Source organism: Neotamlana nanhaiensis, from assembly GCF_000943555.1.
GTDB lineage: Bacteria > Bacteroidota > Bacteroidia > Flavobacteriales > Flavobacteriaceae > Neotamlana > Neotamlana nanhaiensis.
Map to the genome: position 1 here is coordinate 203,497 of NZ_JTDV01000005.1, position 23,865 is coordinate 227,361.

Annotated in this window: 13 protein-coding genes; 8 read left to right on the plus strand and 5 right to left on the minus strand. The window is 35.3% G+C overall.

Translation table 11 applies throughout. The features are described from left to right. The first annotated feature begins 106 nt into the window (after nucleotides 1-106). Nucleotides 107-1,663: an FMN-binding glutamate synthase family protein gene (locus tag PK35_RS08445; RefSeq protein ID WP_044626268.1), complete on the plus strand. Its 1,557-nt coding sequence runs from the start codon at nucleotides 107-109 to the stop codon at nucleotides 1,661-1,663. A 3-nt stretch (nucleotides 1,664-1,666) separates the two neighbouring features. Beyond that, entirely contained in the window at nucleotides 1,667-2,188 is a 522-nt protein-coding gene (locus PK35_RS08450; RefSeq protein WP_044626269.1) for a DUF7935 family protein, read from the plus strand. Here PK35_RS08450 and PK35_RS08455 read toward each other — a convergent pair whose 3' ends face one another. Continuing rightward, on the minus strand, nucleotides 2,189-3,097 hold the full coding sequence (locus PK35_RS08455; RefSeq protein WP_044626442.1) for a patatin-like phospholipase family protein: 909 nt from the start codon (nucleotides 3,095-3,097) through the stop codon (nucleotides 2,189-2,191). Nucleotides 3,098-3,284: 187 nt separating this feature from the next. On the opposite strand from PK35_RS08455, the gene PK35_RS08460 reads away from it, so the two are divergent. Both PK35_RS08460 and PK35_RS08465 read left to right on the plus strand, forming a co-directional pair. After that, the gene (locus PK35_RS08460; RefSeq protein ID WP_044626270.1) at nucleotides 3,285-9,095 is read left to right on the plus strand and encodes a T9SS C-terminal target domain-containing protein; all 5,811 of its coding nucleotides are present in this window, start codon (nucleotides 3,285-3,287) and stop codon (nucleotides 9,093-9,095) included. 10 nt (nucleotides 9,096-9,105) lie between these two features. Beyond that, nucleotides 9,106-10,107 carry a PorP/SprF family type IX secretion system membrane protein gene (locus PK35_RS08465; protein WP_044626271.1) on the plus strand — a complete coding sequence of 334 codons (1,002 nt, stop codon included), beginning with the start codon at nucleotides 9,106-9,108 and terminating at the stop codon, nucleotides 10,105-10,107. Here PK35_RS08465 and PK35_RS08470 read toward each other — a convergent pair whose 3' ends face one another. Next, a complete protein-coding gene (locus PK35_RS08470) occupies nucleotides 10,108-12,126 on the minus strand; it encodes a M1 family metallopeptidase (protein WP_044626272.1) in 2,019 nt (672 codons plus the stop codon). A gap of 72 nt (nucleotides 12,127-12,198) precedes the next feature. Between PK35_RS08470 and PK35_RS08475 the strand changes: the two genes are divergently transcribed. Next, entirely contained in the window at nucleotides 12,199-14,745 is a 2,547-nt protein-coding gene (locus PK35_RS08475; RefSeq protein WP_044626273.1) for a DUF559 domain-containing protein, read from the plus strand. A gap of 227 nt (nucleotides 14,746-14,972) precedes the next feature. Then, nucleotides 14,973-17,144 carry an endonuclease MutS2 gene (locus PK35_RS08480; protein WP_044626274.1) on the plus strand — a complete coding sequence of 724 codons (2,172 nt, stop codon included), beginning with the start codon at nucleotides 14,973-14,975 and terminating at the stop codon, nucleotides 17,142-17,144. A gap of 256 nt (nucleotides 17,145-17,400) precedes the next feature. Here PK35_RS08480 and PK35_RS08485 read toward each other — a convergent pair whose 3' ends face one another. Further along, entirely contained in the window at nucleotides 17,401-18,903 is a 1,503-nt protein-coding gene (locus PK35_RS08485) for a thiol-activated cytolysin family protein (RefSeq protein WP_044626275.1), read from the minus strand. 362 nt (nucleotides 18,904-19,265) lie between these two features. Between PK35_RS08485 and PK35_RS08495 the strand changes: the two genes are divergently transcribed. Both PK35_RS08495 and PK35_RS08500 read left to right on the plus strand, forming a co-directional pair. Beyond that, nucleotides 19,266-21,146 (plus strand): tetratricopeptide repeat protein, encoded by a 1,881-nt coding sequence (locus tag PK35_RS08495; RefSeq protein ID WP_044626277.1) that lies wholly within the window; start codon nucleotides 19,266-19,268, stop codon nucleotides 21,144-21,146. An 18-nt stretch (nucleotides 21,147-21,164) separates the two neighbouring features. Further along, nucleotides 21,165-21,584: a thiol-disulfide oxidoreductase DCC family protein gene (locus PK35_RS08500; RefSeq protein ID WP_044626278.1), complete on the plus strand. Its 420-nt coding sequence runs from the start codon at nucleotides 21,165-21,167 to the stop codon at nucleotides 21,582-21,584. 25 nt (nucleotides 21,585-21,609) lie between these two features. Here PK35_RS08500 and PK35_RS08505 read toward each other — a convergent pair whose 3' ends face one another. Together PK35_RS08505 and PK35_RS08510 are read right to left on the minus strand one after the other, a co-directional pair. Then, nucleotides 21,610-22,416, minus strand: coding sequence for a sulfurtransferase (locus PK35_RS08505; RefSeq protein ID WP_044626279.1), 807 nt, complete (start codon nucleotides 22,414-22,416; stop codon nucleotides 21,610-21,612). Nucleotides 22,417-22,421: 5 nt separating this feature from the next. Next, nucleotides 22,422-23,747: a dicarboxylate/amino acid:cation symporter gene (locus PK35_RS08510; RefSeq protein WP_044626280.1), complete on the minus strand. Its 1,326-nt coding sequence runs from the start codon at nucleotides 23,745-23,747 to the stop codon at nucleotides 22,422-22,424. Nucleotides 23,748-23,865: the final 118 nt, after the last annotated feature.

The window sequence follows — 23,865 nt, forward strand, 5'->3', positions numbered from 1 at the left end:
TAATTATAAACAATATACTTTACCATAAAATATGAAACCGTTAACTTTTATATGGATTGAAAGTTTAAAATTTTAAATATATTAGCTTCTATTTTTTAAATTAAACATGAATACTTTTCTCGATATTTTAGGCAATATCCCATGGTGGGTTTACATTATAATTATTTTAGCGTTAGTTGCTATCCGTGATATTTTCATTCAAAAATCTCACACGATAAGCCATAACTTCCCTATTGTTGGTCACTTACGCTATTGGTTAGAAAGTATAGGTCCAGAAATGCGTCAGTATTTTGTAGCAAACAACCGTGAGGAATTACCTTTTAATCGTATTGAACGCGGATGGATTTATGCTTCAGCTAAAAAAGAAAATAACTACGAAGGTTTTGGTACCGACAGAGATATTTACGCACACCAGCACATTTTTATTAATAACGCGATGTTTCCTTTTAAAGTTGATAAAAATCATCCTAATAGCATAGACAAATCGTTTTTACCTTGTGCCAAAGTTATGGGCGCCTTCAACAATAGAAAAAGGCCTTACCGACCAGCATCGATAATAAACGTATCGGCAATGAGTTTTGGTTCACTTTCAGCTAAGGCTATAGAATCCTTAAACAAAGGTGTAAAAATTGCTGATGCTTATCATAATACAGGTGAAGGTGGCTTATCCCCTTACCACAGTCATGGTGGCGACGTTATTTTTCATTTTGGAACAGGCTATTTTGGGGTGCGTGGTGAAGACGGAAACTTTTCGCTGGAAAAACTAAAAAAACTTGTTGAAGACAATCCTTTTATACGCGCCATTGAAATTAAACTATCGCAAGGTGCTAAACCAGGAAAAGGCGGTGTGCTTCCTGCGAGTAAAATAACCAAAGAAATTTCGGAAATTAGGCACGTGCCTATGGGGCAAGATGTGCTTTCGCCACCAAACCACTCGGCGTTTTCAACCATTCCAGAAATGGTCGATTTTATTGAAACCATTGCCGAAGCTACAGGATTACCTGTTGGTATTAAAGCGGCCATTGGAAAACTTAACCAATGGAAAGAACTCGCCGATCTAATGAAAAAAACAGGAAAAGGCCCCGATTTTATTACTGTTGATGGCGGTGAAGGTGGTACTGGTGCTGCGCCACCAAGTTTTGCCGACCACGTATCGCTACCTTGGGTATATGGTTTTGGCGATTTGTACAAACTTTTTAAAGATAGAGATTTAACCGAGCGAATTGTATTTATAGGCAGTGGAAAATTAGGTTTTCCTGCCAAAGCCGCTATGGCCTTTGCTATGGGTGCCGATTGTATTAATGTGGCTCGTGAGGCTATGATGAGTATTGGTTGTATACAGGCGCAAGTTTGCCATACCAACCGCTGTCCTGCTGGGGTTGCCACACAAAGTAAATGGTTACAACAAGGCATTAATATACCTTTAAAATCGGAACGTTTAGCCCAATACTTCAAAACATTTAAAAAGGAATTTATAGAAATAACCCATGCTGCTGGTTACGAACACCCTTGCCAATTTACTATGGATGATATTGAAGTAAATGTAGACGACCACAACTTATCAAAACAACTAAGTAACACTTACCAATACAACAAAACTCCTGTACCATTTACATCGATGCAAGATTTAAAAGATTGTATATATTTGGGAGGAAAAAAATAATTTATGGACGCACAAAGATTAATCGATTTACTATCATACACGATACCAACCGTAATAACGGGATTAATAGCTTATTACTTTTTTAAAACACACACGCAAAATGAAGACGGCCGTCGCCGATTTTTATTAAAAAAAGATTTACAAGTTAACGCGCTTCCAACACGTTTGCAAGCTTACGAACGCATGGTTTTATTTTTAGAGCGTATTTCTCTTTCAAAACTTTTAGTTCGTGTTTCGCCTATTAGCGATAATAAAGAAGCTTACGAAAGCTTACTTATACAAAACATTGAGCAAGAGTTTGAACATAATTTAACCCAACAAATTTATATTAGCGAGAAATGCTGGAATATAATAACCGCTGCAAAAAACGCAACTATTCAACTAATTAGAAAAGCTAGTTTACTAGAAAAAACCGATACTGCAAATAAATTAAGAGAAGTATTGTTAAACGAAATGATGGAACGCAAATCGCCTAGCGATGCAGCTTTGGCTTTTGTAAAAGAAGAAGTTTCAAGTATTTGGTAATTATTCTCGTAATTCGTTCGATTGCGCTTCCGATAATTTGTCTTTAGCATAATCAAAACCTTGTTGCCACCATTCTTTCATTAATTTTTTATTGAAAATCAAAGCATTTTCGGTTAATCGTGATGGTGTGTAAAATAAGTTTAAATCAACATTTTTATTTTTAGCCGCTAGTTTTCCTATAATAATATCGCTTCGTTCTACCTGATCTAATAAATGCCCAAATAAATTTATTAAAAGCGAAAACGGGTTTTTCCCCAACACTTTATTATAAACCATTTTTTCGGTATCTAAAATAATGGCATCAACTTGCGTTGCGCCACGTAAAATAGCTTCACGAATAGGAATAACACATCCTAATCCGCCATCGGCATACTCAAACCCATTTCGTTTTACAAGCGACATAAACGGAATGTAATTACAGGAAATCCATATCCAATCGCAAAATTCATCGTAACTAAAATCATTAATCGATTTATATTCTACACAATTTTTAGATAAGTTTGAAACCGTTACCACCACATCTTCCTTTGTAGCTCTAATTAAATCGAAATCACCTTTAGTAAAATGTTTTTTAATATGTTTTCTTAAGGCTTTACTTTCTCCAAAAGTGCGTTTCATTTTAATAAATTGCCAAATGGTATTTACAAAATCGATCGACACGAACTCGCGATCGCCTTTTTTTCTGATAACAAATGGGTTTACGCTAAAAATATCATCTTGATTTACACTGGTATATACATTATGAATCTCATCGATTTTTCCCGCTGCCAAATGCGGAATTAATAAACTCCCTGTTGATGTTCCTAAAAACAAATCGTATTCGCGTTTTTGTTCTTTTATTAAATATTCGGCAACACCACCTGCATAGGCGCCTTTGCTTCCTCCTCCAGAAATAACTAATGCTTTCAATGTTAAAATATTTAATTGTAAATATATAAAAGTAAAAACTGCCAACTAAGCTTTAAGTATTTAAGCTTTAAAAATATACCTAACATTGGGTATTTTAACTAAAAAAAGGATACATATATCTTTTAATTGTATCGGTTTAAAAAAAGAATATCTATTTTAGTTTCAGCTATTAACAATTCTATTTCCTATGAGAAAAACCACTTTTCTTACAGTATTTGCGTTTTTAATTTTAAGTGTTTCTTTTTTTGCTTTAAATAGAAGTTTTAATTTAGAATTACCTCGAATTAATCACAGCAAAACACCATCATTTTTACCTCCAACAATAAATTTTACTTTTAACAATAGTGGCGCCTGTTCGGGTACTCAAGTAAATTTCACATCAACTGTTTCTGGCGATGGTCCATTTACGTATTTATGGACGTTTAGTGACGATGGTAGTACGAGTACCAATGCTAATCCGTCGCATACTTTTAATGCTGTTGGCTGTGGTATTCAAAATGTTAATGTAACATTAACAGTAACCGACGCAAACAATGAATCTGCAACCATAACCAAACAAGTTCCTGTTTTACGGAAACCAAACCTAAATTTCTATGATGTTGATGCAGAAGCTAATTTTTCACCGCATTTTGATAATTGTGGGAACAATACCTCCGACCCTACATACACCATAACTGTAGGTAATAGATCTAATGGTAATTGTATAACTTCGTATGATATTAATTGGGGGGACAATACAACCGAAACGAATGTAACTTTTCCGCTAACACACACTTACGCGCAACTAGGATCATATAATATGACGATTACTGCGCATGGAACCGATTGTGATAACAAAATAACTTATTTAGTAAAAAATTCAAGTAACCCAACAGGAGCTATTGTAAATCCAGGAAACACGGTAAACCTTTGTACTCCTATTGCTCCTATACAATTTGCCATAGGTTCTTGGGGTACAAATCCACCAGATACAAATTATTATATTGATTTTGGTGACGGTACCATTATAACTTACTCGCAACAACAATTAGAAGCCTCTACTTATTTTGATGCTGCTAACCCCGTAAATTCTGATGATTTTCCAATTCCACATGAATATACAGAATCGAATTGTCCAGATTATAGTTATACTGCTGTTTTATATATAACCACGTCTTGTGGAGAAACTACACTTACAGCTGGTCCAATTATTATTTTAAAAAAGCCTGATGTTTCTTTTACCAACGATTCCAGTGGTTGTTTAAATATGCCTGTGCAATTCACAAACACCTCAACAACAGGTTATAATCAAAATTGTGATACATCTGCTGGTTATTATTGGGATTTTGGTGATGGAACCACCTCAACATTACGCGATCCTAACCATACTTATACCAGTCCTGGTGTTTACACTATTGAATTATATGCCCAAAACTTTTGCGGTACAACCGATACCATTTCAAATACAATTTGTATCGAACCAGAATTAATAACCGATTTCACCTTAAACACCAATAATGACTGTTCACCACTAGCTGTGCAAAGCACGAATACCACCGATTTTGCTCAAAGCTGCGGTGGCGAAACCTATCTTTGGGAAGTGGATTATACGCAAGGGTTTTGTGGCAGCACAACACCGCAATGGAGTTTTACTAATGGAACCAACGAAAACTCAGCAGCACCTTCTTTTGAATTTATTACTGCAGGAACTTATACCTTAACCTTAACAACTACAAACTCTTGTGGTGATAGCGAACACACTGAAGTTATTGAAGTAAAAGAACCTCCACAAGCAAGCATAAACCAAATTGACGATTTTTGCGGAAGCGCATCCTTTAACCCTTTAGCAACCGTAAGCACTTGTGCTCCAACCTCTGAAACCGTAACCTATGCATGGAGTTTCCCTGGCGGAACACCTGCAACTGCCAACACTTTAGATCCTGGAACTGTTAATTATACAGCACCTGGCGATTATACTATAACTTTAGAAGTAACCAATAGCTGCGATACCGTTACTGCAACTTACGACTTTACAATTAACCCAGAACCAAGCATTACGAATACCGATGTTAATCAAACCATTTGCTCGGGAACTGATACGAATGAAATTGTGTTAACTTCCGATTTAAGTGGTACAACATTTTCATGGACAGCAAATGCTCCCGCAGTTGTAACTGGTTTTTTAAGTTCTGGAAGCGATACTATACCAGTTCAAACTATTTTTAACTCTGGAACAACAGCCGAAGATGTAACTTATACGGTAACACCATCGTTAAATGGTTGCGACGGAGCGCCACAAATATTTACAGTAACAGTTGAGCCTGCACCCGAGTTCACAACTCAACCGCAACCCGAAACCGTTTGTTTAAACGGAACGATTACACCTTTAACAGTTGCCGTTAACGGGTCGGGCACGCCAAGTTACCAATGGTACAGTAATACGGTTGATGATACTTCTTCGGGAACAGAAATTACAGGAGAAACCTCAAATACTTACACACCTCCAAATGATACTATTGGAGTTATATACTACTATTGTGTTGTTTCATTTAGCTCGTCTGGAGCTGGTTGTAATCAAATAGCATCCAATACGGCTAGAATTGAGGTGGTTGAAGGTGTTCAGATAGACACAGAACCACTAAACACTCAAAGTCTTTGCGTTGGTGGTGAATTAAACAATCCGTTAACGGTTTCGCATTCGGGTGGAACAGGTACTGTATCTTACCAATGGTATAGCCATACAACCAATAACAATACTGGTGGAACAGCTATTTCTGGAGCGACCGATGCTTCTTACACGCCACCAACCTATACAACCGCAGGTACATTTTATTACTACGTCGTTATTTCTTTAAACGGAAGTGGTTGCGGAGATATCACCAGCGCCGTTTCTGAGGTTATTGTGGTGGACGCTCCTACCATTACGAGTCAGCCTTTAGCTTCACAAACACTTTGTCAAGGCATTATTCCTCAAGATTTGGAAGTAGTGGTTTCAGGTGGCCTTGGTGCAACATATACCTATCAATGGTATAGCAACACTACTAACACCAATGCAGGCGGGACTTTAATTTCAGGTGCTACAAATAGTACATTTACAACTCCAACCACCAATGTTGGTACATTGTATTATTATTGCGAAATTTCGCAAACTGAACCAGGTTGTTACACCAAAAGCAATACAGCAGAAGTTAATGTAAATGCGGCACCAAACATAACCAATCAACCCACTTCGGAAACCATTTGTTTTGGTGAAACTTTTAATGCCATATCAGTGAGTTACAATAATGGTGTGGGTACTCCAAGTTATCAATGGTATAGCAATACCGTTAACAATTCTACTTCTGGAACTGCCATTTCAGGAGAAACAAATGCATCATTTACACCACCATCGGGAACTGTTGGAACTACTTATTATTACGTGGTTATCACCTTTGCTTCTGGTGGATGTACTCAAATTACGTCCGATATCACAGAGCATACGGTAAACCAAACGCCAAGTATTAGCAATTATAATTTAACAATTTGTAGTGGTGTTACTTTTGATATTTCTCCAGATGAAACCAATGGCGACAACGTTCCTAGTAACACTTCATACATTTGGGACACACCAACTATTGCACCAACTGGATCTGTTACGGGTGCTTCAAACGAAACTGTTGGAGCTTCAAGCATTAGTCAAACCCTTACAAATACCACTATAAATCCTGCCACAGTAACTTACACGGTTACGCCTACATCAGGAAACTGTGCAGGAACTCCATTTACGGTTACTATCACCGTAAATCCTTCAATAAGTGTAACTGAAACTATCGCAAATAGTACCTGTTACAATTCACAAAGTGGTTCGATTGATATTTCTATTACTGGTGGTGTACCGTTTACTTCAGGAAATTTATATCAAATAACATGGATTGGCCCTAACGGATTTACAAGTAATATCGAAGATATTAACAACTTAGAACCTGGTGATTACACCGTTACTATCAACGACAACGGCGGATGCCCATATAGCAACACATACACGATTATCGAACCCGAAGAACTTATTTTTAGTAATGTATATTTTGATCCTGAAACTATTTCGTGTTTTGGCGCGAATGATGGTAATATTGGGATTGATATTTCTGGTGGTACAACGCCCTACACTTACAACTGGACGCTTAACGGAACGCCATTTAGCACCGATGAAGATTTAACAAATCTCGGTCCAGGCGATTACGAAATTACGGTAACTGATGCTAACAATTGCCCAAGTATTTCCCAAAGTTTTCAAATTATTGAACCTGCAGAATTACAAGTTGCTTTATCATCGAGAGTTGATGTGATTTGTTATGGTGATTCAACCGGAGAAATTTACATCAACGTTAATGGCGGGCGACCAAACGAATTAAGCCCTGGTGTTTTTGACTATACATATGCTTGGACAGGCCCAAATGGATTTAGTAGTAGCAATCAAAATATCAATAATTTATTCGCAGGCACCTATAATGTAACTGTTACAGACAGATCGGGTTGTACAGATACACTGGAAATTATTGTTAACCAAACCGGCGAAATAACAATAGATTATACAGCCACCGAAATTAAATGTTATGGCGATAATGATGCGGTAATAACTATAAATTCGATAACGGGAGGTATTGCACCATATACGGTTAGCTGGAGTAATTTAGGTTCGGGTATGGTACAAGATAATTTATCGCCAGGAACCTATGTTATCACGGTAACCGATGATGCTAATTGTGTAAAAGAAGCGACTATTTTTATAGAAGAACCTCCTATTTTTAGAATAACACCAACAACAAGTAATGTGAGTTGTTATGGTGCTATGGACGGACGAATAACTCTAAATTTTGAAGGCGGTATTGCCCCAATTACTTTGGTTTGGGACGACGACCCAACTGCCGGTGTAGAACGCAATAATATTGGTCCTGGAACGTATTCTGTTACTATTACCGATGGCACACCGTGTACAATATCAGAAACTTTTACGATAACAGAACCAGCACAGTTAAACCTGTCTGCTAACACAACAGATGCTTTAGATTGTGATATTGCTGAAAGTGGCGCTATAAACCTTGTGGTTACTGGTGGCTCCATGCCGTTTACTTATTCTTGGTCTAACGGTGCAACCACTGAAGATTTAAGTAATATTCCACCAGGAGATTATTCGGTTACCGTAACCGATGCGAATGGTTGCGACGTTTCTGGAAGTTGGAACATTAACCGTTTTGAACCTTTAATTGTTGATGTTGAAACACACACCATACACGACTGCGCGACTCGCGAAGTCAATCAAACTTTTGAAGCCAAACCTAGTGGTGGTGTTCCGCCGTATCAAATACAATGGTCTAGCGGAACAGTTTCTGGTACAAATAATGAGTTTATGAGCACCAACCAAAATGGTTTAACTATCATTGATGTTACCGACAGCATGGGATGTTCAATTTCATACTCGTATCAAGTTGAAATTCCTGTTTTGGGTTATCCTGATTTTACCCAAACCTCCGAAAGCTTCACAAATTTCGGATTTTATTCAAAATTAATTCCTATTGAATTTACCAATGAATCTACAGGAGATTTCGAAGCGGTTTCTTGGAATTTTGGTGATGGCACTTTTTCTTCCGACGAAAGTCCAACTCATAGTTACAATAACGAAGGTACTTATACCATAATTCAAACGGTAACTTATCCTTTTGGTTGTGCATATACCAAAGAAATCATTTTAACTATCGAGAAAGGCTACAGCCTTATGGTGCCTAACACATTTACCCCAAACAACGATGGCATTAACGATTATTTTGTTCCTAAAACTAAGGCGTTAACCGATATGACCTTTAGCATTTTTAACACCTGGGGCAGTTTAATTTTTTCTGAAAGTGGTGATGCCTTGCAAGGTTGGAACGGCACGATAAAAGACTACGACACCGAAAACGGAAACTTTTATTACACCTTAACTGCTAAAACACTTTACGGTGAAACTATTACTAAAAAAGGCGCATTTTCTGCATTAAAATAAATTGCTATACATGAGGAAAATAAAACTATCTATCCTAATAATTTTAAGTGGTCTTTTTTTTAAAGCCGAAGCTCAAGATCCTGTTTTTACGCAATACTTTTTAGTTCCAGAAACGCTAAACCCAGGGTTTTCGGGTTTTGAAGACGCCACTTATTTCGGCATATTACATCGCACCCAATGGCCAAGTTTAGATTTACGAATAAATACACAATACGCATTTATTAATACATGGATTGAAAATTTAGATAGCGGCGTTGGCTTTAGTATTTTAAATCAGCATGAAAACAACACCAATTTTAACCATTTACAAGCCAATGTAAACTACGCTTATATAGTACGGCTTGGTAACGACTGGGCGTTTAGACCCGCTGTAGAATTAGGTTTCGGAACGCGATCGTTCAATTTTAGTGGTATTGTTTTGGGCGACCAATTAAATATTAATAGCGGAACAGTTAGCAATTCCTCTTCCGATCCGTTTGCCATGAATGCCAACGATAACAAAACATTTTTCGATTTTACAGCCGGCTTTGTTTTCGACCAACAGAATATTTACAACGACACCGATTTATGGTTTGGTTTTGCTATAAAACACCTTAACCGACCAAATATTTCGTTTGTTGAAAACAGTCATGTGCCTTTAGATATTTTTTACTCTGTTCATGCTAATTATAAATTCCCGTATTTAGACCGTAATAAAATGCAAGTGTCACTAAATTACATGCAACAAGGCGAATTTAACCGTTTAGATATTGGAACAAATATTAAACTAAGCAAATTATTTATTGGTGCAACGGCTGTAACTAACCCAAATAAAAACCATTCGCAGAGTCATTTACTTACATCTGTCAATACTTTTATTGGTTTAGAATATGAAAAATTACGCTTTGGTTTCTCTTACGATTTTAATACCACAAAAATTGGAAACACAAACGGTGTTTACGAAATATCACTAACCTATTTGGCAGGCTGTTTAATTTGTAGAGATCCTGCTAGAATGGAGCGTAGGAAGTAGTTATTTGGGTTTTATAACATTCAATAATTCCTTTGCAAACTTTACCAAACGCCAATTATGATGCGTAGTTGCTTGCTCTAAATTACGTATACATTCGGCATTACAGGCTTCTATTTGATGTAAATACTGGAATGCATTCATTCGGGTTTCGTAACCGTAGTTTGGACTTGTGTAATTTGTAAGGTCATTTAAATATTTTGTTTTGTTTTCAGGTTCGTAGTCTTCTGTAACTAATGCCAACGTTAACCATAAAAGTCTAACATTTTTATCGTTAAAGCCGATTATTTCTTTGGTTTTATTCAAATAATTTTGGCGCTGTGGCGGAAAATTTCTCCATAAATTAAACAAAGCTGCTTCAATAGTTACATACGATTTATCGTCGAGCAAACTTTCATACTCCGTTTTTATTGATGGCGAAACGTTAGTTACATATTTTGCAATGGCTTGACGCACTTTTAACGGGTTCTTAAAATCGGTCGCCGATATTTTATCTGGAATTTGCGATACTACTTTAGCTTTAGCTTCATCGGAAGCGTAATACTTCAAATAGTCTACACATTTTGAGCTATAAACCTCGCAATCTACCATAAGATACTCATTTATATAAGTCGATTTTTTTAAGTTTAGTAAAGCATCATCATAATTAAAGGTTTCAGCCATTAACCATGTTTCAACAAACTCCGATAAATCAGTTTTGCTATATTTTTCAACTTCATTTATAAAATCATTGGTTTCAACATTTTCAAATTTGTATTTCTTTAAATAGCTTTTAACTGCTTTTTTAAAAGTCTTATCTCCTACTTTTTCTCGTAAGGCATGCAATACCCAAGCACCGCGTTTGTAAAATGTAGTACTACTCGCTTTTGGGTTTAGTAACGATGTTCCTCCTGCTCCTGCTTTATCTTGCTCGTATAATTCTTGCGCATATTCGTAAAGTTGCCAGTAATAATAGTTTTCTCCAAACACATCTTTTTCGGCCAATAAAGCATAATACGTAGCAAAACCTTCTTGCAACCAATGGTGTGTTCCCGAAGTTTCGGTAACTAAATCGCCAAACCACTGGTGTGCAAGTTCGTGCGCATTTACATTAACATAGTTTTTATCTACAAAACCCACATCATCAACCATAAAAGCATCAGAAAAAATGGTGCAACTGGTGTTTTCCATTCCGGCATACAAAAAATCTTTTACAGGAACTTGTTTGTAATTTTGCCAAGGATAAGCAACTCCAATTTCATCTTCAAGAAAATCGAACATTTGTTTTGTGTAGCGGTATGTTGACTCTACTTTTAAGGTATCTTCAGGATAATAATACATTTCTAAAGGAATACCGCTTTTAGCAATTTCAACGTTTTTCCTGTACTTCCCAACAGCCAAGGCCACTAAATAACTACTCATGGGTTTGCGCATGTCGTAATGCCAAATGGTTTTATTAAGACGATTTTCTTTTCCTATTAACTTTCCATTGGCAATTACTTGATAATCCTTGTCGAATGTCACGTTTAAATCGAACTCTATTTTATCGTTCATATCGTCGATACTTGGGAGCCAATTACTGGTGTATTTGCCTTGTCCTTGCGTCCAGATTTGTCCAGATTTTACCACAATTGCCTTATCGATACGATTTTGATTAACTTCAAAATCACTCGAAGAGACATCGCTCCAATCTATGAAATACATGGCTTTTTTAGGTGAAGTTTCCCAAGTTACTTCTAATTTATGTCTTGTTTTTGCTTTAAATTTATGTTTTATAATAAGATGTTTACCATCGTATAAATGGCCTTCAATAGCATCATTTAAAATATATTTAATTTCTGAAAAATTTTGAGCATCTAGAAAAACAGAATCGATGTCTTTTAATATTTTCAACTCGTAAATCGCTTTTCCTTTTACTTCTTTATTTTGAAGGTTGCCAAAGGCAATTGAAGCTCTGCACGATTTAAAATCAACGTAATCAGTTTGTTGCGAAAAACCAAACCAACAAAAGCATCCAAAAACAAAACACAGTACATTTTTCATAACATAACTTCATCAAGTATAAGACCAAAATAGCACTTTTAATCTTAAACGAAATAACTTAAATTCGCTTTTATGTCTGTTAACCTTCAAACACCCATAGATTATTTAAAAGGCGTTGGGCCTAATCGAGCTACTTTGCTAAAAAGCGAATTGGGTGTTTACACGTATCAAGATTTAATCAACTTATTTCCAAACAGATATATTGATAGAACACGATATTACAAAATTAACGAGCTGCAACAAACTAATGCCGATGTACAAATAATTGGAAAAATTACAGGATTTAAAGAAGTAGCTCAAAAACGTGGTAAACGACTTGTTGCTAATTTTCAAGACGACACAGGTGTTATGGAATTGGTTTGGTTTCGTGGCCATAAATGGATTCGAGACAACCTTAAAACCAACAAACCTTATGTCGCTTTTGGCAAAGTAAATTGGTTTAGTGGTAAATTTAGTATGGCACATCCGGAGTTAGAACCTCTAGAAGAACACGAAAAAAATATTCGTTCTGCGATGCAACCCATTTATCCATCCACAGAAAAATTATCGAATAAAGGCATCACTAACAAAGTGGTTAGTAAAATCATGCAACAACTTTTTATTGAAACTAAAGGTCGATTTGTTGAAACCTTGTCGAAACCTATTTTAGAAGATTTAAAGTTGATTAATAAATCTGAGGCCTTATTTAATATTCATTTTCCTAAAAGTACAGAGCTACTTCATAAAGCTCAATTTAGATTAAAATTTGAAGAACTATTTTATATACAGTTTCAATTAATAATTAAAAATTTATCGCATAAAAAGAAAATTAAAGGCCTACCTTTCGATAAAGTTGGCTCCTACTTTAATACCTTTTTTAGTGAGCATTTACCTTTTAATTTAACCAATGCCCAAAAACGTGTTTTAAAAGAAATTCGTGCCGATTTGGGTAGTCAAGCACAAATGAACCGTCTTCTGCAAGGTGATGTAGGCTCTGGAAAGACGATAGTCGCGCTTATGTCAATGCTCATGGCACTTGACAACGAATACCAAGCCTGTTTAATGGCACCAACTGAAATTTTGTCAGTTCAGCACTACAACGGTTTAAGAGAGTACTGTAAAAAATTGAATATCAACATAGAATTACTTACAGGTTCAACAAAAACTTCAAAACGAAAAAAAATTCATAAAAGTCTAGAAAATGGTGATTTACAAATATTAATTGGCACGCATGCACTGCTTGAAGACAAAGTAAAATTTAAGAATTTAGGACTCGCCATCGTAGATGAGCAACACCGATTTGGAGTCGCACAACGAAGCAAATTATGGAAAAAAGGACCAACAAGTCCTCCTCAATCCTCCCATTGGGAGGAAGCTAAAACAGTACGCCAAAAATACATGACAGCTCGCCCATCAACATACAATCTTTTAAAAGAATTACAGACTAAAAACAAAAAACAAGCCACTGAAGCAGAACAAATTTTATGGGAATGTTTAAGAAATAAAAAACTAGATTTAAAATTTAGAAGGCAACATATTATTGATGAGTTTATAGTTGATTTTGTTTGTATTGAAAAAAGCTTGGTTATTGAAGTTGATGGTGGCTATCACACTTCCATCGAGCAGAAAGAAGCAGACGAACTTCGAACTCTAATACTAAAAGAAATAGGTTTTAAAGTTATCCGTTTTACAAACGAGCAAGTAATTGGTGATATAAACAACGTTTTAACTTATATCGAAAACACTTTAAAAAGCCTCCCTTCTGGGGAGGTTGGTGGGGCTTCTATCCCACCCCACATTTTAGTTATGACTGCCACTCCAATTCCGCGAACACTAGCCATGTCGGTTTATGGCGATTTAGATATTTCTGTCATCGATGAATTACCTCCCGGACGTAAACCTATAAAAACCGTACATCGATACGACAAAAACCGCTTAAATGTGTTTCGATTTATCCGTGACGAAATAAAAAAAGGCCGTCAAGTTTATGTTGTTTATCCGTTAATTCAAGAAAGTGAAAAAATGGATTACAAAGATTTAATGGATGGCTACGAAAGTATTTCTAGAGACTTCCCGATGCCAGAATATCAAATATCCATTGTTCATGGACAAATGAAACCCGACGACAAAGAATACGAAATGCAACGCTTTATTAAAGGCGAAACTCAAATTATGGTGGCCACCACAGTTATTGAAGTTGGTGTTAATGTGCCTAATGCATCGGTTATGATTATTGAAAGCGCAGAACGTTTTGGCTTATCGCAGCTCCATCAATTACGTGGTCGTGTTGGTCGTGGCGCCGAACAAAGTTATTGTATTTTAATGACCGGACATAAATTAAGTAACGACAGTAAAACCCGTATAGAAACTATGGTACGCACTAATGATGGATTTGAAATTGCTGAAGCCGATTTAAAACTGCGTGGTCCTGGTGATTTAATGGGTACACAACAAAGTGGCGTTTTAAACCTTCGCATTGCCGATATTGTAAAAGATAGCGCTATTTTAAACAGCGCAAGACATTACGCGAAACTAACATTAAAGAACGACAGCAGTTTATCTTTACCAGAAAATCAAGTCATTTTAAATACGTATCGCCAATTAGCTAAGTTTAAAAATATTTGGAATTATATAAGTTAAAAGCCCAATTAAAACAAATTAATTGAGCTAAATAACTGATGGTTTGATGATTGATGAATTTTCAATCGTAAAATTATCAGAAATTGCTTTCCTTATTGTTAGTTATTTGTTAAACTACGGTAATGATCTGTTAAATAACATTTTAACAAGAAGCCATTAGCACTATTTAAACTTGCGAAGTAATTGCTTAAATTTGCTGCTTTCAATAAAAAGTGGTTAGCAAAAGAATGATTCATATTCACGAAAAAACATTACAAGATTTAGAGTTCCCAAAGGTTTTACAGCAGGTAAGCGAACATTGCATTACCGAGTTAGGTAACGCCGAAGCTCTTAAAATTTCGCCTTACAAAACGAAAGAGGAACTGTTTTTTTCGTTAAACCTAACCAACGAATATGTAGCATCGTTTACCAACGAAAACCGAATACCAAATCATGGTTTCGATGAAATTACCAAAGAGCTCAAACTTTTAAAAATTGAAAACACCTATTTAGAAGTTCATAGTTTAAAGAAAATTGTGGCTATTTCTACCACTGCAAACGAGATTGTAGTATTCTTAAAAAAGTTTGAAGAATACTACCCTACGCTTAATACTTTTGCTTCGCATATCGAAGTTACCAAACTTATTATTGAAAAAATAAACAGTGTTGTAGACCGCTTTGGTGAAATAAAAAACAACGCATCACCGCTTTTAGAACAACTTAGGCAGGCTATAAACATAATTAAAGGCAAGATAAATGCAAGCTTTACCTCGGCTTTAACGTCTTACAATAACCTCGATTATTTAGATGATATTAGAGAAACGGTAATTGAAAATCGTCGTGTTTTAGCCGTAAAAGCCATGTACCGTCGTAAGGTAAAAGGCTCAATTATGGGAAGCAGTAAAACAGGAAGCATTGTTTATATTGAACCCGAAACCACTTTACAACACACCCGAGAATTAAACAATTTAGAGTACGAAGAAAAAGAAGAAATCATTAGAATTCTTAAGGAAGTTACTAATTATGTTCGTCCGTTTTTACCACTTTTAAAAGATTATCAAACATTTTTAATCGAACTCGACGTCATTTCTGCGAAAGCGAAATATGCACAATCGTTAAACGCGATTTTACCTAATTTCTCGGAAGATAAAAGTCTGTTTTTACGCGATGCCTACCATCCGCTATTGTATTTAAACAACCTAAAGAAAAAGGAAACTACATACCCTCAAACCATTACTTTAAAAGCCGATAGCCGTATTATTGTGATTTCAGGTCCTAACGCTGGCGGAAAAAGCATTACTTTAAAAACGGTTGGTTTATTGCAAGCCATGTTGCAAAGCGGCATGTTAATTCCGGTGCACGAACGTAGTTCGGCTTATATTTTTGATAGAATTTTAAGCGATATTGGCGACAACCAATCTATTGAAAATCATTTAAGTACTTACAGCTACCGTTTAAAGCAGATGAATTACTTTCTGCGAAAATGTAACAAAAACACGCTGTTTTTAATTGATGAGTTTGGTACAGGTAGTGATCCTGAATTGGGTGGCGCTTTGGCGGAAACGTTTCTTGAAGAATTTTACCATCGTGAAGCTTTTGGAATCATTACGACCCACTACTCCAACCTTAAAATTTTGGCTAACGAGCTACCGCACATGCTTAACGCTAACATGTTGTTTGATGAGCGTACTCTGGAGCCTTTGTTCAAACTGGTTATCGGGCAAGCCGGAAGTAGTTTTACCTTTGAAGTTGCACAAAAAAACGGTATTCCGTATAGTTTAATTAATCGTGCTAAAAAGAAAATTGAACGTAGTAAAGTGCGCTTTGACGCTACTATTGCAAAACTTCAAAAGGAACGCAGCAAGCTTGAAAAAACGGGACAATCGTTAAAAGCCAACGAAAAGAAAAAAATTGAAGAAGCTGATAAGCTTGAAGAAATTAACGCACGTATTCAGAAAAAATTAGAAAGTTACCAAGAACTTTACGATAGCAATCAGCGTTTAATTTATTTAGGGCAAAAAATTGATGATTTAGCCGAAAAGTATTTTAACAACAAACAAAAACGTGAGCTTATGGGCGAGCTTTTTAAGTTGGTGCAAATTGAAAACTCGAAGCGTAAACGTATTTCGGCAAAACAGAAAAAAGCCGAAAAAGCTAAAGAACAAAAGGTAAAACAAGAGGTTGATAAAAAGGTGGAAGTTATTAGAAAGAAGAAAAAAAAGGAAAAAGAACTTAAAGCCAAACAACCACCAAAACCAAAACCTATTTTAAAAGTTGGCGACCGTGTACGACTTGAAGATAGCCGTTCAGTAGGTTCAATAGATAAAATTGAAAAAAATAAAGCCGTTGTTAACTACGGCATGTTTACCACAAATGTTAGTTTAGACCAACTGGAGCTAGTTGAGGCGGTGAAGAAGTAGATTGATACAGTAGGCAGTTTGCAGTATTCAAGTATTCAGTATTAAGTAATCTATTTGCTTTAAGGTAGTTTGTGTTAGGGATTGAGGCATCTGTTGGAGCTCCTCGACGCAGGAGAGAGCGACTGCCGAAAGCCCGACCCGACCTTAGGAGGGAAACATCCAAAATAACAAACTATTTAAACACAAAATAACAGCCAACACCAAGTTGAATCGCAACTTTAGGTGCCAGCTGTTTTACTAATACAAAGTTTAGTGTTTAAATTTCTTTTACCGAAACTTGAGTACAAATTCCGAGGACTTTTTTAGAACAATAGGCTTCAAAATAGTAGTCTCTGGTTACATAATCTAAATCGAATTCTCCCATGGTTTTCCAGGTTAAATCCCATAATTGAAATTGTACTTTTATGTCGTGTGCTCCGTTTGGCGGACTTTGAGAATAGTTCACTTTTTGGTCTTTTAAAGTGGTCCAACCAGAATATTTACGGTCGTCATTATCATTTCTGCCAAAATAAGAATATCTGAATCTGATACTGTAAAGACCAGTTGTACGTTTTGCATAAACATTTTTATGATCGTATGGGAATTCGCCACAGGTTTCAATTTGATAATCGGTGTTATATCCCATTTTGGCTATGCGGTTATCTTTTAAATATTTAATGGTATAACCAATTGGCGCACCTGGATTTTGGCGGCTATACAGTGCATTTTCGGTAATAACATAATTTAGTCCACCTTCGGTGTTTTCTTCAATACTATCGCCTGTAATTACGCTAGTTGCAACTTCGGCATTACCACCAATAGTTACCACATTAAATGTAGATTTTGAAATTACTTTTTTATAGCTCGCCGATAACGTACCGTCGTAATCGCCAGCGCCAGTAGCGTAGGATAATGCAGCTTCTAAACTAACATCGGTTTGGGTATCGGTGGTTTCCATTCTAATCATTATAATACGACCGTATTGCACTGAGTGCACATAAGCTGGTGGGTTTTCGCTATTCATGGCCGATTCAATAGTTTCTAAACTGGCATTGCTACCAAAAACGGCCGACGGTGTTGCTGGAGTATCCATGGTAACCTCATAAAAAATTTGGCGGTATAACAGAGCTGCAACACGTTTTTCGGTGGTTTTATTGTAGCTAAAACTAGACTCAAAACTAGATCCTGTTGCCCATTCGCCACTAATACCTAAGTCTAAACTCATTTGTTCGGATGAGTGTGCTTCGGTTTTTTCAAAATAGGTATCGGCATCAATTTCGTAACCTTGTGGTTGTATGTTTGCATTCCAATGCTCTAAAGCTTTATCAATTCCGGCTTGTACATTTGTGTTTTGCCCTGGGTTATCAATGGTAATATTTCCATCTTCACCAATACCCGGTAAATCCACTCTTAAACTTGCCGCAGCGCGCGGAACTTGTAATGGTTGTGGTGCGCCTCCTAACATATCGCTGTTGCCTATAACCAACGCTCCAGGATAAATAACACCATTTCCAGGATCGAACATAACAACATCTTCAAAATTTGAACGGATATTATAATATTGCGTAATACACTGGTTTACCATACCTTGGTATTTGCTAGACTTTTCTGATGAATTATAATTATTCTTACCTGTATTGCTCTGTACGTTTAACAAATCGTCTGGATTATAATTTAAACTTGCTAAATAATCTTCAATTGCTTCGGCAGTTTCGCCAGAAACGCTTTTACCAACCTCGTCTATAGTTTCTTTACTACAACTAAATATGCATAAAAACATAACTAAGCAGGTTAATTTTAATTGGGGAATCAATGTTAATAGCCTTGTTTTCATAATTTTAGTTTTTGTGATTCAACACTTCAAAATTACTAAGCACATAAGCTATTTTCTAATTTTAGGCATGGACAAAGTATGGACAACGAATTGGGTTTTACCTAAAATAGCGCATGGACATGGCGTTTTTAACAAAACAACAAAACACACACAAATACTTAAAAATCAAATATTTACCATAATTACATCTATTCTAAAACAAACTTGCAATATAGATTTTACATGGACAATGACATTTTAAGCAGCGGACAACCATTGAGTTTGAATTGATTTTATAAGTATCTTAGTGCTAGCTAATAACCATAATTATGAAACCGTTACACTACGCCTTATCCATTATCCTTTTTGTTCAAATAGGTTTTTCTCAAAACACAAAACTTATTGATAGTTTGAAACAATCATATAAATCATCTATAAGTTTTATAGATAAAATTAAAACAGGTGATTTAATTGTTCAAGAATTGAAACATAAAAATCCTGAAGAAACATATAATTATATTAATGACATGCTAAGCACCTCAATACAAAACAAATACAAAAAAGGCATTGGTATTAGCTTAAGAAACAAAGGGTATTATTTTAGATTTAAACCAAATGTAGATTCTGCAAGATATTCTTTTAAAAAATCTCTAAAAATTTTAAGTGAAAATAAAAATAGCTTAGAAGCAGCCAAAACCTGTGAAGAGTTTGCAACTTTTGAGTGTGTTCAAGGGAACTATAATGAAGCAATAGAAATTGCAGAAACTGGTTATAATCATGCTAAAACAAATAACAATGGTGAGTATATGGCTGTTGCCCTTAACAGAAAAGTAACAACGCTTATGGATAAAGGTGATTTTAAAGAGGCAACTATAATTAATCTATTATCACTAAATATAATTGATTCTTTAAAACGTAAAAAACCTCTACTAAAAGCTGTATCTCTTGGTCATAAGGCGAGAATAGAAATGTTAAGAGGGAATTACAAACTTGTACTCGAACCATTATTAGAATCGATAAAAATTCTGAAATCAATAAAAAACACAAAGTGGCTTGCTGTTAATTTTATGGAAATTGGAAATGCTTATTGGTATTTAAACGACTATGATAATGCCTTAAATAGTTACACCACAAGTTTAAACTATTCTAAAGAAATAAATCGTAAAGACTTCATTTCGATGAATCTTTCAAATATTGCATCATTGCAAATAAAAAAAGGTAGTTATAACGAAGCTTTAAAAACACTTTTAGGTTCTGTTCCTATTGAAAAACAAATAGGTTCAAAAATCAATCTAACAATAGCTTACAATAGTTTAGGAGAAGTATATTCTCTTAAAAAAAATTATGCCGAATCGCTAAAATATTATAATTTAGGAATACAGCTAGCTGATTCAATTAAAGCCACAGATGTAATTCTTGACAGTTATTATGGGCGTGCTGAAACTTATGAAAAACAAGGGAACTACAAAGCTGCATTGGCAGATAGAAAAAAATTTCAAGTTTTAAATGATAGTATTTTTAACAAGACAAAATCAAAACAAATAGAAGAATTAAAAACCATTTATGAAACCGAAAAAAAAGAAGCCCAAATCGCTCTACAAAATGAAGAAATAAATACTTTAAATGTTCAAGCAGAAAATGATAAACTTATAAAAACCCTTTATGCCATTGGTATGTTTTCGTTTTTAGCTATTGCTGGTCTACTCTATTTCGGGTTTAAACAACGTATAAAAAAGAATAAACTAGCACGCGAAAAACAAGAAGAAATTTACAAACAAGAAATAGAATTCAAACAAAAAGAACTCGCTAGCCAAACTTTACATTTGGTACAAAAAAATACGTTTATTCAAGAACTAAAAGAAAATTTGGAGAAAATAAAACAGTCGCCAGAATTGTTTAAAGTAGAATTTCGACGCTTAGTTATGCTACTAAAAAAAGAAAGTGCCGAAGATAAAGACTGGGAGGTTTTTAAAAGCTACTTCTCTGAAGTACACAATAATTTCGACAACAAATTAAAAGCTATTTATGCTGATATTTCGGAGAAAGAGATACGCTTGGCTTCGTTTTTACGCATGAACCTATCTACCAAAGAAATTGCATCGATGCTTAATGTTTTACCCGAAAGTGTTTTAAAAAGCAAATACCGACTTAAAAAGAAACTAAAACTCGATAAAGAAACCGACCTTGGAAGTTTTTTAAATGGCTTGTAAAACACCTACCTTTGTAATATGGGAATACCTATTCCAGATAACAAAAAACTAATACTCTTTGATGGTGTGTGTAACCTTTGCGATAGCTCGGTGCAATACATTATTAAACATGATAAAAACGATGTATTTCGATTTGCTGCGTTACAAAGCGACCTAGGAAAACAAATTATTAATCAGTTTAATATAGATACCCAAAAAACCGATTCTATTTTACTTTACACGCCCAACAAAGGCATTGTTTATAAAAGTACTGCGGCATTAAAAATTGCATTTTACTTAGGTTTTCCAAATCATTTGATGGCTATTTTTTTAATTGTTCCAGCATTTATACGCAATTGGGTTTACGATTTTATTGCAAAAAATCGATACAAATGGTATGGTAAAAAAGAAGCTTGTATGATACCAACACCAGAATTAAAAAATAAGTTTTTAAACTAAAAGCTTCGCCCTATAATCTAATATTCTATTCAACAAGGGTTCCCCACTCTGTCCATGAGCCATCATATACAGAAATATTTTTGTATCCAGACATTTCTGCGCCTAATGCTAACACACAAGCTGTAATTCCAGAGCCACAAGAAAATATTAAGTCATCTTCAGGTTTTGCCATTTTACTAAACATTAACTCAATTTCTGCTTTAGATTTAAAAATCCCATTTTCTAATAAATCCTGAAAAGGTAAATTAACCGAATTTGGTATTGTACCAGAACGTAATCCTTCTCTCGGCTCTGGCACTTCACAATTAAATCTTGCCGCAGCACGTGCATCAATGATAGTATGCGTTTTATCTTTAGAAGCTCGTTTTACATCTTCAAAAAACTGCATAAAACCAGGTTGTAAATTCGCTACAAAATTACCTGTACTACCGTTATAGAGTATCATAGATTCGGTTGGATAACTCGCCTTTAACCAAGCAGGTAATCCACCATTTAAAACCACTATATTATTAAATCCAAAAGCTTTAAAAAGCCACCATACTCTGGCACTAGAATAAATCCCTTTATCGTCGTAAACTACAATAGCGCTATCATTATTTACACCTAATTTTCGAGCTTCCTCTTGAAATTGAGCTTCTGAAGGAAAGGCGCTTGGAAAATTATTTGTAGTATCACTAAATTTATTTTTTATATCAAAAAAACGTGCATGCTTAATTTGCTTCGAATCTGCTTCAAAAGTTTTGGCTATAGTACCGTCTAAAACAATAAGTTTGTCATTGTTTAAATTGGCACTAAGCCATTCTACAGAAACTAAAGGCGTGGTTAATAGCATATTTTTTATTTTACTTCATCGTAATGATCGTCCCATTCTTTTGGTTTAGGGTCGTGTAATTTATCTAAAGACTTTGCAACAAGCATCGATACGGTAGCATCGCCAGTAACGTTTACAACCGTTCTGCACATATCCAGTGGTCTGTCTACCGCAAAAATAAGTGCTAAACCAATAGGTAACAATTCTGCTGGAAACCCAATAGATTCTAATACAATAACTAGCATAACCATACCTGCACTTGGTACCGCGGCACTACCAATTGAGGCTAATAAAGCCGTAGCTACAATTACTAACTGATTACCAAACGTTAAACCTTCGGGCCAAATTACTTGCATAATAAATACGGCGGCAATGCCTTGGTATAAACTTGTACCATCCATATTTACCGTGGCACCAACAGGCAATACAAACCCAGATACTTCTTTATCGACACCTAAATGTTCTTCAACGCGTTCCATGGTTACAGGTAAAGTAGCGGCGCTACTACTGGTTGAAAAAGCCAATAATTGCGCAGGACTTAATTGCTTTATAAACCATAATGGTGATTTTTTTGTAAATACACTTACTAATAGCATGTAAAATCCAATCATTACTATTAGTCCGCCAACAACACAAAGCGCGTAATACAATAGTTTTAATAGAATTTCGGTATCATCGAATGCAATTATAACGTTTGCCAACAACGCAAAAACGGCATAGGGCGCAAAAAGCATAATTAAATCGACCATTTTCATAACGACTTCGTTAAGCGAATCGAAGAAATCGATTAATGGTTTTGCCTTTTTCTCACCAATTAATAACAAACAAATACCAACAAATAAAGCGAAAAAGATAACTTGAAGCATTGACGCCTCGGCAAACGATTGAAAAATATTACTCGGAAAAATATCTACTAAAGCCTGTAAAGGTCCAGCATCTTTTTGCGCTGATGCTTTTACTAATTTATCGGTTACACCAGCATCATTTTCATATTTAAGTTTAATTTTTTCGATGGTATCTTGCGGCATACCATTTCCAGGTTTTACAACATTTACAATGCTTAAACCAATAATTATGGCAACTACCGTTGTGCCAATATAAATTCCTATGGTGCGTAATCCCATAGATTTTATTTTAGAAATATCTTTTAAATCGGAAACTCCTTTTATAAGTGAAGCTAGAATTAAAGGAACAGCAATTAACTTTAAAAGATTTATAAATATTTTACCAAAAGGGGCTATCCAATCGCCTACAAACGATTTTCCACCATCGACCGTGTTCATTATAAAACCAAAAATGATTCCTAGAACCATGCCTATTAAAATCTTCCAATGTAATGCTATTTTTTTCATGTAGTTCGTTTTGAGTTATTCGCAAACAAGATAAGTATTTTTAGGCTTTGGTTGAAGAATTCGCAAAAATTTTAGCCCCGATTGAGACGGCATCCTTTTTAAAACTTTGATTAGTAAG

Coding starts and splice junctions, on each gene's coding strand:
- PK35_RS08470 (WP_044626272.1), bottom strand. CDS start 12,126: ATGAAAAATGTACTGTGTTTTGTTTTTGGATGCTTTTGTTGGTTTGGT.
- PK35_RS08485 (WP_044626275.1), bottom strand. CDS start 18,903: ATGTTTTTATGCATATTTAGTTGTAGTAAAGAAACTATAGACGAGGTT.
- PK35_RS08445 (WP_044626268.1), top strand. CDS start 107: ATGAATACTTTTCTCGATATTTTAGGCAATATCCCATGGTGGGTTTAC.
- PK35_RS08500 (WP_044626278.1), top strand. CDS start 21,165: ATGGGAATACCTATTCCAGATAACAAAAAACTAATACTCTTTGATGGT.
- PK35_RS08510 (WP_044626280.1), bottom strand. CDS start 23,747: ATGAAAAAAATAGCATTACATTGGAAGATTTTAATAGGCATGGTTCTA.
- PK35_RS08475 (WP_044626273.1), top strand. CDS start 12,199: ATGTCTGTTAACCTTCAAACACCCATAGATTATTTAAAAGGCGTTGGG.
- PK35_RS08465 (WP_044626271.1), top strand. CDS start 9,106: ATGAGGAAAATAAAACTATCTATCCTAATAATTTTAAGTGGTCTTTTT.
- PK35_RS08460 (WP_044626270.1), top strand. CDS start 3,285: ATGAGAAAAACCACTTTTCTTACAGTATTTGCGTTTTTAATTTTAAGT.
- PK35_RS08480 (WP_044626274.1), top strand. CDS start 14,973: ATGATTCATATTCACGAAAAAACATTACAAGATTTAGAGTTCCCAAAG.
- PK35_RS08505 (WP_044626279.1), bottom strand. CDS start 22,416: ATGCTATTAACCACGCCTTTAGTTTCTGTAGAATGGCTTAGTGCCAAT.
- PK35_RS08450 (WP_044626269.1), top strand. CDS start 1,667: ATGGACGCACAAAGATTAATCGATTTACTATCATACACGATACCAACC.
- PK35_RS08495 (WP_044626277.1), top strand. CDS start 19,266: ATGAAACCGTTACACTACGCCTTATCCATTATCCTTTTTGTTCAAATA.